This is a genomic window from Wolbachia endosymbiont (group B) of Eupithecia inturbata (assembly GCF_964030915.1).
GTDB lineage: Bacteria > Pseudomonadota > Alphaproteobacteria > Rickettsiales > Anaplasmataceae > Wolbachia.
This window is the reverse complement of sequence record NZ_OZ034987.1, coordinates 84,508-97,157: the sequence shown is the minus strand read 5'-3', so window position 1 is coordinate 97,157 and position 12,650 is coordinate 84,508. Positions and strand designations below refer to the sequence as shown.

Here is a 12,650-nt window from a genome sequence, read left to right as displayed (position 1 = left end):
AACTTAACTAATGGTTAAGACATCTTCTATCATAAATTGTATAAATTCATTGCCATTCCAGTAATTCATAGAGATTTTACCCAAAATGGCTTTAACATTACCCTGCATAATAGCAGAGCCAAGCTCAGTATTTGCACAGCGAAACGCAATAGCTTTGACCATAACATTATCGTCAGCAATAAAACATTTTATATGGTCAACTCCTATAACTTCCGGCTTTCTTATCTTTGCTCCTTGAATGATGAATCTCGGTTCAGGATTGCCAGCTCCAAATGGCTCTAAGCGCTGCAGTTGATTCCAAAGGGATAAGTTTATTGCTTTAGCTGTTACTATACCATCAGCTTTTATGATTTTGTCATTTGTAGAGTTTGCAAATCTTTCAGTAAAGAAATCATGTAGATCACTTATTTTATCTTCCTTAATCGAAAATCCTGCTGCCATACTGTGACCACCACCTTCAATGATTAGGTTGGTAAATTTTGCAGAAAGAACCGCAGCACCAATATCTACCCCAGAAATTGATCTGCAGCTTGCTTTTCCTATTCCATTATTTAAAGATATTACTATCGTTGGTAAGTGAAATTGCTCCTTTAGTCTTGATGCAATTATACCAATTATTCCCTGGTGCCAGTTGCCACTTACCATTATAAAATTTACACCTAATTGTGCAAATTTTCCTGCTTGTGTTGTAGCTTCCAAAATAGCCTCATTTTCTAGCATTTTTCTTGCATTATTTAAATCTATTAATTTTAGCGCGATTGAATGTGCATCATCATCATCGGTGGAAAGCAACCTTGCACCGAGCGATGCTTCTCCAATTCTTCCTCCGGCATTTATGCACGGTCCAATGCTAAACCCTAATCGTGAAACACTTGGTTTTTCAAGGATTCCCAAAGCGTCAAACAAAACACGTAAGCCAACATTTTTTCTTGCTGACATAACTTTTAATCCTTGTAAAACAAAAGCCCTATTTAGGCCTGTAATCTGCATAACATCGCAAACAGTTCCAAGAGCAACCAAATCCAGTAGATCAAATAAATCTGGTTCTTTTTTGTTGGTAAAAAATCCTTGCTCACGTAGGCTTCTATTAAGAGCAACAATTAGCAGAAATGACACTCCAACTGCTGCAAGATTAGTATAAGGAGAGCTCTCATCAAGGCGGTTGGGATTAACAACTGCTACAGCACTTGGTAATTTTTCTGTTCCAAGGTGATGGTCGACAACTATAATATCAAGTCCAAAGACTTTTGCATCTTCTATTGGTTGATATGCAAGCGTACCGCAATCAACAGAAATACATAAATCAATACCATTCTTTTTAAGTTGTAATAAAGCATCTGTGTTCAATCCATAGCCCTCATCAACACGATCTGGAATATAGATTATAGAGTGTGTTCCAATCGCTCTTAGGTACCTATTAATCAATGCTGATGACGTTGCACCATCAACATCGTAATCACCAAATATTGCAATATTCTCATTATTGTTTATTGCTTTTATTATGTGAGAAACAGCTTTATCCATATCAAGGAGGTGAAAGGGATCTGGTAATAGCGATCTGATTAGTGGGTGTAAGAAGTCATGTGCATTTTCTATGTTAACACCACGAGCAACTAATATTCTTGCTAATATTTCTGGCAACTCAAATCTCTGTATAAGAGTAAAAATCTCCCTTTGATCTGCTTCTTGTAACTTCCACAGTGCATTTGTTATGCTGCGTTTTTCAATATCAAGTAGCATATTTTTTGTAAATAAAACTACTTTACCAGAACTTTTACGCTTGTTCTATAATTGTGTTAGACTTCTGTATAACCTAAAGAAAGATATAGGAGAGTGTCACTCGAAAGGAATCACATTTATTTTGACAAAGAGCATCTGTAAAATCTGATACTTCTTCTTGCATAACATGCTCTTTAATTAGTATTATATCTATATTAGCATATAAGTGTGAATATTATATTAGTGTAATTACTTTTTTGTATACATAACAAATTTATGCCTGGAAACAGTTTTTGGTTACTCAAACCTTTTCTACCTTTATTTCATATTCTTTAAAGTATTTTTTGCACTTTCTTTATAAAAACCATAGGTACCAATCGGTTTTTAGCTTAAGAATAAAGGTTAAGTATCTGGAATTCTGGACATAAAATCCTCCTGAAAGATTAGAAAGAAAATGCAGCGCATATACAACAGAATTTGAACACGTACTGAAGAAGATACACTACGTTTTTTTTTGAAAAATTGACTGAAAAGTCTGCAGGCGAAGATAGATTTTTGAGCTCTTAAAATACCTATACTGTTAGAGTAAGGAAAGCGAGAAGGTTTGTCAAGCAATCTTTATTGGCTGTTGTACTAGAATTCAGTTTTTCGTATAATTTGCTAGAATTTGTGTGAAGAATTTTAAATATGAAAGGCCTATATATTAAAACTTACGGCTGTCAGATGAACGTTTATGACTCCATTTTAATGGAGAATATAGTTAAGCCTTTAGGGTTCAACGTTGTTAGTGATGCAGAACAAGCTGATTTGGTGATATTAAATACTTGTCATATTAGAGAAAAGGCAGCAGAAAAGCTTTACTCAGAGCTTGGAAGAATCCATTCATCACAAAAAAATAAGGAAATGACCATAGTGGTGGCTGGATGTGTAGCGCAAGCAGAGGGAGAAGAAGTGTTCAGAAGGGCTCCTTTTGTTGATATTGTTGTTGGTCCGCAGAGTATTTCTGCTTTACCGGAGTTAATAGTCAAAGCAAGCAGAAGTAAAGGTCATGTAATAAATACTGATTTTCCAGAAGTTGCGAAGTTTGATAAATTGCCAGATGAATGCTATGGCAATAGCCAGGGGTCTTCTGCGTTTCTTGCCATACAAGAAGGTTGTGATAAATTTTGTACGTTTTGTGTGGTACCATATACACGCGGGGCTGAGTATTCACGACCAGTAAATGAAATATTCCGTGAAACATTGAAGTTAGTTGCAAATGGGGCAAGGGAAATCAATTTGCTCGGTCAAAATGTTAATGCTTATCATGGAGAGTGCGAAGGAGAGGTGTGGGATTTAGGAAAATTAATTAGTCACATTGCTAAAATTGAAAAGCTAGAAAGAATCCGCTACACAACTTCTCATCCAAGAGATATGCACGAATCTCTCTACTTGGTACATGCGGAGGAATCAAAACTCATGCCGTTTGTTCACCTGCCTGTGCAGTCAGGTTCGAATAAAATATTGCATGCAATGAATAGAAAACACACGGCAGAGGAATATTTGGGAATAATAGACAGATTGCGCAAATTGAAACCTGAAATCGAATTTTCTTCTGATTTTATTGTTGGTTTTCCTGGAGAAACTGAAAAAGATTTTGAGGAAACTATGAAGTTAGTAGAAAAAGTAAAGTACGCTCAGGCTTATAGTTTTAAATATAGCCCAAGGCCAGGAACGCCAGGGGCGGAAAGAAAAGATCAAGTACCAGAAGAGTTTAAAACAGAGCGTCTTCTTCGTTTACAGGAATTAATTAGCAAGCAACAACTTGAATTTAATCAGAGTATGATAGGAAAAACTATTCCTGTTCTATTCAGTGATAAAAAAGGTAAACACCAAAATCAAATTATTGGTAAAAGCCCATACATGCAATCAGTATGCGTTGATGATCCTGACGATAAATACAAAGATAAAATAGTAAATGTAAGGATATTGGAAGCTCGGCAAAATAGTTTGTTGGGATGCGCTGCCTAATTAGAGAAAAGTGCTCCCATGGTCTCATGTAGAAGCACTTTGTGTGTTTTTATAAGTTTACAAGCTATCTAGATTTAATCCTTAAGGGACTACAACTCTCTGTTACGCAATCATATGAGACTTGATATAATAGATTTGCGGGATTTTTTTTCTTTTCCCACTGATAGTGTACTTTTTCAACCTTTCCAGAATTATTATATTCATAAGAAAGCGATCTCCAAATAACGCTGCTTTTACTATTATTTTTGTTAGCATCGTGAAATTTCTGATAAGGCCAACTGTTATTGTCTTTATTCATCTTTAACTTAAGTAAATAAGTCTGATTTATTAATATGCTGTATAATAATGTCAACACCTATCAATGTTTATAGAAACAGAGTTTTTGGATTTGTAATTTTCCAGAAAGCTCTATATTCTTTGATTTTATCCAGTTAAAATGAATATGAAGTATTATCCTGATACAAGCAGCAGTCCTGATTTTTCATTGCTAGAAAAGGAAATCATAAAATTTTGGCAGGAAAATAAAATTTTTGAGCAGTCAGTCGAGAAACGTTCCAAGGATCATTGTTTTGTATTTTATGATGGGCCTCCGTTTGCAAATGGACTTCCGCATTACGGACACTTGCTTACTGGTTTTATAAAAGATGCATTTGCAAGATATCAAACTATGCTGCAAAAAAGGGTTGAACGCAGATTTGGTTGGGATTGCCATGGGCTACCGGCTGAGATGGGCGCGGAAAAGGAACTTAGAATATCTGGTAGAACTGAGATAGAGAAATTTGGCATTGAAAAATTCAATAATCATTGCCGTACTTCTGTGATGAAATTTTCATCAGAATGGGAGAAGTATGTAAATAGACAAGCAAGATGGGTAGATTTTCACAATGACTATAAGACTATGGATAAGTCATTCATGGAGTCGGTCATGTGGGCATTTAAGCAGCTTTATGATAAAGGTCTGGTGTATGAATCAATACGCGTTGTTCCCTATAGCTGGGCGTGCGAAACTCCACTCTCTAATTTTGAAACAAGGCTTGATAATGCATATAGAGAAAAAATTAGCAAAGCTGTAACTGTTGCTTTTGAACTTTTAGAAAATCCAAAGCAATTTAAACAAAAATGTAGATTACTTGCTTGGACTACAACGCCTTGGACGTTGCCGAGCAATCTTGCACTGGCAGTAGGGGAGGATATTGAGTATTGTATGGTGTTAGTAAATAGTGAAGTCTGCATCTTTGCTGAAAGTTATTTAGAGAAATTTGTCAGCCACTGTGAACAAAGCAATATTCAATATGAAAACTGTAATACAAAACTTAAAGCGAGTGATCTTGCAGGTCTTTCCTATAAACCACTGTTTGATTACTTTAAAGATACAAAGAATGCGTTCCGTGTTTTCATTGCTGATTATGTTACAGGAGAAGATGGTACTGGTGTTGTGCACACTGCTCCTGGATTTGGTGAAGAAGATTTTTACCTTTGCCAAAGCCATGATATTCGAGCTGTTTGTCCAGTTGATAACGCTGGAAAATTTACTACTGAAGTTTCAGATTTGGCAGGAGTTCATGTTTTTGATGCCAATGATACAGTAATCAAGAAATTAAAAAGGCAGGGGAGCTGGTTTAAAACTGAGCAATATATTCACAATTATCCACACTGCTGGAGAACTGACACTCCTTTAATCTACCGCACTATGCCTTCTTGGTATGTTGCTGTGACAAAGTTTAAGGGAAGAATGACAGAGCTAAATAAGAGAGTTAATTGGATGCCAAATCATATAAGAGATGGTCAATTTGGAAAATGGCTTGAAGGAGCGCACGACTGGTCTATTTCACGCAATCGATTCTGGGGTACTCCAATTCCTGTGTGGAAATCAGACGATGCAAAATATCCAAGAGTGGATGTGTATGGCTCAATAGCAGAACTAGAGCGAGACTTTAATGTTAAGATAGATGACTTGCACAGACCGTTTATCGATACTTTGACGAGACCAAATCCTGATGATCCAACAGGAAAATCAGTTATGCGTCGTGTGCCTGATGTGTTTGATTGTTGGTTTGAGTCTGGCTCGATGCCGTTCGCGCAAGTTCACTATCCGTTTGAAAATAAAGAATGGTTCGAGAAAAATTTCCCTGCGGATTTTATCACTGAATATATAGCACAAACAAGAGGATGGTTCTATACGCTTTTTGTGCTTTCCACTGCTTTATTTGACAGTGAGCCATTTAAGAACTGCATATGCCACGGTGTGGTTCTTGATGTGAAAGGGCAGAAATTATCCAAACGTCTGAATAATTATGCGGACCCAATGGAAGTGTTTGACAAATATGGTTCTGATGCGCTGCGTTTTCTTATGCTGTCTGGTTCCATTGTCTGCGGTGGTAATTTACTACTCGACAAAGAAGGAAATTTAGTGTGTGATGTTCTGAAAAACGTAATAAAACCTATTTGGAACAGTTATCACTTTTTTACTATGTATGCAAATGCAGATGGAATTAAAGCTGAGATTTGTAGGGATTATCAGAATACTATTGATTGCTACATGATTTCAAAATGTTTTGAAGCTGTGGAAGGTATGCGAGCTTCTATGAACAACTATAACTCTCAGGAAGCTTGCAAAATCTTGACAGATTTTTTTGAAGTGCTAAATAATTGGTATATTCGTCGCAGTCGCGAGCGTTTTTGGAAAAGTGACTTAGATCAAGATAAAACCGACGCTTATAATGTTCTGTACACAGTTTTTTATTACATACTACGGGCTGCAGCTCCTTTGTTGCCACTTATAACAGAGACTATATGGCAGGGGCTGAAGTATAAAGAAACATCTGTTCATTTGGCTGATTTTCCACAATTAGATAGATATAATAGTGAACTCATTGCCAAGATGGATTTGGTAAGGGAAATATGTAATGCTGCACTCTCTATTAGAAACATGTTTAACATACGTATAAGGCAGCCACTTGGTAGCATGACTATTTATCATAAGTCTTCCTGCAATTTTCTTGAAGATGAATATCAAGAGATGGTAAGAGATGAGGTGAATGTAAAAGAACTAGAAATAGTAAGTGAATTGAAAGAGGTTGCATCACTAGAGTTAAAATTAAATTTTCCTGTGCTTGGAAGAAAAGTTCCAGACAAAATCAAGAAACTAGTTCAATACGTTAAGGAAGGAAAGTGGAAGCAAGTTGAAAACGAACAGATATTTTTGGGAGATGAAACAGAGAGCTATACTATGGAAAAAGGTGAATATGAACTATTATTAAAAGCAAACAGTGAATATTCTGCTGTGTTTGATAATAACAAAGGAGTTGTTATTCTAAATACTGAATTAAATAATGAACTAATTCTAGAAGGGCTGGCAAGAGATATTGTGAGGCTTATTCAAGAAACTAGAAAACAGGCTGATTTTTATATATCAGATAGAATCAGAGTAATAATCAAAGCAGAAGATGAGAAAATTAAGGAAGCAATAAATACATGGGTTGAATATATAAAAGATCAGACCCTTGCCTTATCTTTGGACACTAATAAAGAGATCGAGGCCGATTTCTATTCTAAGGAATACCAAGGTTTGACAGTTGGTATTAAGTTAATAAAGTTGCAAAGTTAGTAATGTTTATGCTATACTTAAATTGCTTTAAGTAGGGTGGTGATATGAATCAAGTTGTTGCAGATGGTCATAGAGAAGTTATTGATTTAAATAACAATAGTGATGGTTTAGGTAAAGTAGAATCTATTTCCAATGTTGCTTTGGAAGAGGAAGAAGAGTTTTTTGATGCTATGGAAGATGTTTCTAATGTAGAAGAAGGGAATGATTTAGGTCTTGCTAATTCAGAAGAGGAAGAAGAGTTTTTTGATGCTGTAAGTAAGCAGGATTGGTTAATTAAACAAATAGCTGCTTTTAATGTTCCGCTCAGTATATTTCATTATAAAGATTATAATTCTGACTTTTTTACCTCCTGGTATAATATGTCAAGCGAAATATTGAAAGAGATAAACAGAGCTTGCCCAGAGAAGAAAATATTAAATTTAGCTCTGTCAGTTTTAATGCTCCCTTATATTGCTTTTACTGCACTGGGGTTAGTCATATACAGTAGATTTAAAGCAAATAGCAAGACACAAGAAGGTGTAGTGGAAGATAAGACAAAAAAGAGTGAAACAGGTGTGCCAAAAAGATTGGCATATGGCGCTCTTGCTGCAATGGCAATTTTTGTTAATGTGACTGTGCTTGTAGCCTTAATCGTTCCTGCAACAGTTGCTTTGGCTACTTTTTATCTTTTAAATAGAGATTTATCTCACTCTTTAGTTACTGCTCTTAAAATAACTATGGGGCAGTATTCTAATAAGCACCAAAATATAGAGGTATCTTTTCATGAAATGGAGGTTTCTGAGTCAAGCATTGCATATGATATGGAAATAAAGTTTCCACCGCAATTTAAACAATTACTTAGAGATTTATGCGATAATGAAAATAATCAGTGGTTTAGTGTAACGCGGGATTCAGAGCGCAATATCGTACTGAAATTGTCAACTAACATCAATTTAAAAAATGGTCTTAAGCCCTTGCGTAATAAAATCAAGAGTGTGCTTGCAACTTCGATTCAAGAATGCGCAAGAACTATGGAAGAGCTGATGAAGCTAGAAAAGAAAGATATTACACATGATAAACTGAAGGAATTGTTGAACGAATTCAGGCTGAAAGTTGTAGATAGTATAGGCCATCAATTGACAACTCATTTGATAGAAAATGCTTATCAAGTTGCCTTCATACAAGCAATTAAGTTTCAGCAAAATAGACGGGGAGAAGATTTTTCACTGGAGGATGAGCTAAAAAATACTTTAGTGAAACAGAAATTAGAAAGTCAAGGTAAGGAATTACCAAATGAGAAAGAGATGATAATAGGAGATATAAAAAAACTGAAAAATAAAGAGGCACTTGATTTAGCTGATGAAGATGATCGATTAGAAGCATTGGGAAAAGTAGGTGGGATAACAAGAGATATAAGTGATGATGCACTTCCTGTATTTAAAGCAGAGTGGGAACGACTTAAAGAAGAAGGGAAAATAGCTAAGAGTACAATCATTGATGTTTATAAGGATATATATCCTCAAGAAACGAAGAAAGCTCTAGATAACACTAAAAGAGAGATTAAGTGTTTAAAAAAAGAAGGACAGGAAAGATATATTAGGATACATGAAAAATTGAAAGCAATATATGATGAAGGAAAAAATAACTTAACAGACAATGATTTAAAAAGGAAATTAGAAGGTCTTTTTAAGTTCGAGTATGGTGATCAAGAAGTTGAGCGAAGGCTAGTAAAATCAGTAATGAGAAAAGCAAAGGGTGAGTTAAGCCTGTTAGGAATACTAAGCTTAATAGACCAGTTTCGAGATTTAGAAGAGGAGATAAAAGGTCCTTTGAATGGGGAAAGTTTAGAAGAAGCTTCAGGTAAAGTGAATGATTTTATAGCAAAGATGTATTTAGAAATAACGAAACGTAAAACGCAAGATTTGTTTAAAAGTCAAGCAAAGGGTATAGAGAATTCATGTAAGCTGTTAGAGGAAAAGGAGCCGGATTTAGTACAGAGGATTAATGTGCACCGAGTGAAAATTGCAGAATGCTTAGATCAACCTATATCGTTAAGAGAAGTAATAGAAGTAATAGAAGAAAGTGAGGATTTAAATAAGTACTTAGAAGATGAGCGAAAGAGAAAAGGAGAAAAGCATCCAAATGCAAAGCTAATACAGAAGCACTTAGAAAATAACAAAGAAATTCTAAAAGCATTAGAACAGTTAAAATTAGAAAAAGAAGGATTATTGATAAATGAAAAAACAAAAAATAATTATAGAGAAGAGCTAGAATCTCGTGAAAAAATAAAATTTGCAATAATAGAGGATGATTTACTGGAGGCGTTCGAGCATGAAATTTTTGATGAAGAAGCAATTAAGAAGTTGCTAGAGAAAGCAGAGCTTGGGTACTATTTGGCAGAAAAGTGCATAAAAAGTCCTGTAATTAAAATGAAAGATAATATCAAACACTTTTGTCAAGATTTATTGTCTCCTCTAGTAGATAGATTAGCAAATCTTATAATAAATAATGTACCAAAAGATAATGAGAGTGGTGTGTGGAGGATTTGGAACTCTCTCAAAGTTGGTTTTAATTATAATGTGATTGGATGGTCAGCTACTGTAAACAAAGATAATAGCACAGAAGGGAAAGCATTGAGTGTGGCACATGATACTAATAAGGAAGTAGAGACATTTCTTCAACATTTTCAATCAAGTTATGAAGAAATTGGAGTTTTTTTAGGTAATTTATTTTCTGATGATGGAACGACATTTAAAAATGATGTCTGGCCTAAAGTAGAAGAGCATTTGCATGGAATGTGGGATAGGTTTTTCAAGGATATTGAATTCAAGATAGGGAATAAATTGGATGAAGTAAACGTGACACAGCAAAATCAGGAAACGGCGATTACGGCTTAATAATGAGCTCTCAAAGTTCCTTCAGTATTTTCACACACTAAGTTTACTATCATATTTGATTCTTTTTGGATTTCCTCTTCAGTTAAAGTGTGAGTTGGAGAGCAGAAAGTAACTGAAAATGCTATAGACATCTTATTCGATTCTATATTGTTTCCATGATATACATCAAATATCAAAACTTCTGTGATGAGCTCTGAGCTTTTTTTCACCATATTGATTATACTGCCTGCTGCTACATCTTTATTTACAATAAATGCAAAGTCGCGTTTTACACTTTGATATTTATAATCGATAAATTTTTTTCTACTTATAGGTAAATTTTCGATATTTTCTAATATCAACTCAAAGCCTACAATTTTTTGTTTGATGTTAAAAAAATCCAATATACTCGGATGCAATTCTCCAAAATAACCAACTATTTTACTTCTAAAAGATAAGGAGCCTGATTTTCCTGGGTGATAATATTCTTTTTCTGCTCTCTCTATTGCTAAATTATCACAATTGACATTAAAAAGTTCCAAAGCTGTTATGAGGTCAGCCTTTGCGTCAAAAATATCTATTTTTCTATCAGTGTTATAGTGGTTTTTCGGCGAATTATTTCCTGATCTAATTCCACTTAAAACGTACTTAGATTGCGCTTCGTTATTATAAATTGGCCCAATTTCAAAAATTGCAAAATCAGGTGTACCATGGGCAGTATTATCTGCAGTAACTTTTAACAAATTTGGTATGATGCTTGGTCTCATTATATTAAAGTCATTATTAAATGGGTTGTCGATAATAAATAATTTATTCAAGTAACCAAACTTCTTAGCTGTTGATTCACTCATAAAAGACCAAGTTATCACTTCATGAAACCCTCTGCTTGTCATTAAAATGCGCAAATCATCTTGTGTCTCTTCTTCTACTGTAACGTCTTCTGCTAGTTGCTCTTCCTTTATTTTATCATAGCCGTATATTCTTACTACCTCTTCAACTAAGTCAGCAGGTATGGTTACGTCCGGTCTCCAGCTTGGTACTTGTATATTCCAATTACCTTCGGTTTTTTTATCGATACTAAACCCTAGCTTTGTTAAAATATCGAATACCTCATTAGGTGATGCAGATACACTTCCAAGTTTGTTTGCATTCTGATAATCAAAATTTATCTTGGTATAAGCCTTATTCAAATTGCCAGCAGACACTATGCTTGACACTTCTCCGCCACATAAATCCAAAATCATTTTGGCTGCAAGATTGAGTCCATCAAGGGTAAATTCAGGGTCAATTGAACGTGCAAATCTGTAACTTGAGTCTGTGGAGATGCCTAGCTGCCTTGAAGATTTAGTGATGGAGATGGGGTCAAACCAAGCAGACTCTAAAAAGATATCAGTAGTTTCAAGAGTGCATTCACTGTACTTACTTCCCATAATTCCAGCAATTGCCTGAACGTTTTTATCATCAGAAATAACGCTTATGTCTTTGTTCAATGAGTATTCTTTATCATTTAAACCAATAAATTTTTCTCCATCGTTTGCTTTACGTACTGTGAGCTCTCCTTCTATTTTTTTTGCATTATATGTATGCATTGGGCGATTAAAGGATATCATGATGTAATTAGTAATATCAACTATTGCAGAAATGGAGCGCATTCCTATCGATTCCAGACTATCTTTTAGCCATTTTGGACTCTCTTTATTTTTTACATTAGTGATATATACTCCACTAATAAAACTCTCCCCATCGATGACTTTGACGTTTATTAGTGAGTTCATAGAAGCGGTAAGTTGTGGAATGATTAAAGTCTTTAACGTTCCAATTCCAGTTGCTGCTAGATCACGTGCTATTCCATAAACACCTAAGCAATCTCCACGGTTTGGAGTGATGTTTATGTCAATTACAGGATCGCAATTGAAAAATTTATCTCCTGTTTTATAATCATCAGAAAGCTCGATTATTCCTTCACTTTCATCTTGAGTCAGCGAAAGCTCAGAGGCAGAGCAGAGCATCCCTTCACTTAGCACTCCTCTTATTTTTGTAGGCTTAATTGTAAAGTTGCTTTCTGGCAATGTGCTACCAAGAGATGCAAGTACAGTCTTCATGCCTTCTTTAACATTTTTTGCTCCGCAAACTATCTGCAGAACTTTACTTCCATCATTTACTCTACATAATTTTAATTTATCAGCATTTGGATGAGGTGCGACTTCTAATACTTCTGCAACAACAAACCCGGCCAATCTGGAATTGTCGATCACATTCTCTACTTCCAACCCTATGTGAGTTAATTTATCAGTAATTTCCTCTAAACTAGCATTGGTTTCTAAGTACTCTAATAACCAAGATAATGTGAACTTCATTTATCTAACAAGAAACAAAAATTCATTGTAATGTAAAATGTGATGTTTTTAAAGTTTGTTGTAATAAGTGGCTTCTATATTGCAAGAAACAACAGAGAAGCC

General features: G+C 34.9%; 5 protein-coding genes. 3 read left to right on the top strand and 2 right to left on the bottom strand.

Annotated features, from left to right (window positions below; genetic code table 11):
- Positions 1-3: 3 nt before the first annotated feature.
- Positions 4-1,740: a single-stranded-DNA-specific exonuclease RecJ gene (gene recJ, locus ACQH21_RS00420; protein WP_425384262.1), complete on the bottom strand. Its 1,737-nt coding sequence runs from the start codon at positions 1,738-1,740 to the stop codon at positions 4-6.
- A gap of 666 nt (positions 1,741-2,406) precedes the next feature.
- Between recJ and miaB the strand changes: the two genes are divergently transcribed.
- The 3 genes from miaB to ACQH21_RS00405 all read left to right on the top strand — a co-directional run bounded on the left by miaB (position 2,407) and on the right by ACQH21_RS00405 (position 10,212).
- Positions 2,407-3,729 (top strand): tRNA (N6-isopentenyl adenosine(37)-C2)-methylthiotransferase MiaB, encoded by a 1,323-nt coding sequence (gene miaB / locus ACQH21_RS00415; RefSeq protein WP_395461184.1) that lies wholly within the window; start codon positions 2,407-2,409, stop codon positions 3,727-3,729.
- Positions 3,730-4,165: 436 nt separating this feature from the next.
- The gene (gene ileS / locus ACQH21_RS00410; RefSeq protein ID WP_425384261.1) at positions 4,166-7,336 is read left to right on the top strand and encodes an isoleucine--tRNA ligase; all 3,171 of its coding nucleotides are present in this window, start codon (positions 4,166-4,168) and stop codon (positions 7,334-7,336) included.
- A gap of 44 nt (positions 7,337-7,380) precedes the next feature.
- Entirely contained in the window at positions 7,381-10,212 is a 2,832-nt protein-coding gene (locus ACQH21_RS00405) for a hypothetical protein (protein WP_425384260.1), read from the top strand.
- Here ACQH21_RS00405 and pheT read toward each other — a convergent pair.
- A complete protein-coding gene (pheT, locus tag ACQH21_RS00400; protein ID WP_374699559.1) occupies positions 10,209-12,548 on the bottom strand; it encodes a phenylalanine--tRNA ligase subunit beta in 2,340 nt (779 codons plus the stop codon). The genes ACQH21_RS00405 and pheT overlap by 4 nt on opposite strands.
- Between the last annotated feature and the right edge of the window lie 102 nt (positions 12,549-12,650).

Bases quoted from the DNA above. Each gene is read 5' to 3' on its own strand.
- recJ (WP_425384262.1), bottom strand. From the start codon at position 1,740: ATGCTACTTGATATTGAAAAACGCAGCATAACAAATGCACTGTGGAAG.
- miaB (WP_395461184.1), top strand. From the start codon at position 2,407: ATGAAAGGCCTATATATTAAAACTTACGGCTGTCAGATGAACGTTTAT.
- ileS (WP_425384261.1), top strand. From the start codon at position 4,166: ATGAATATGAAGTATTATCCTGATACAAGCAGCAGTCCTGATTTTTCA.
- ACQH21_RS00405 (WP_425384260.1), top strand. From the start codon at position 7,381: ATGAATCAAGTTGTTGCAGATGGTCATAGAGAAGTTATTGATTTAAAT.
- pheT (WP_374699559.1), bottom strand. From the start codon at position 12,548: ATGAAGTTCACATTATCTTGGTTATTAGAGTACTTAGAAACCAATGCT.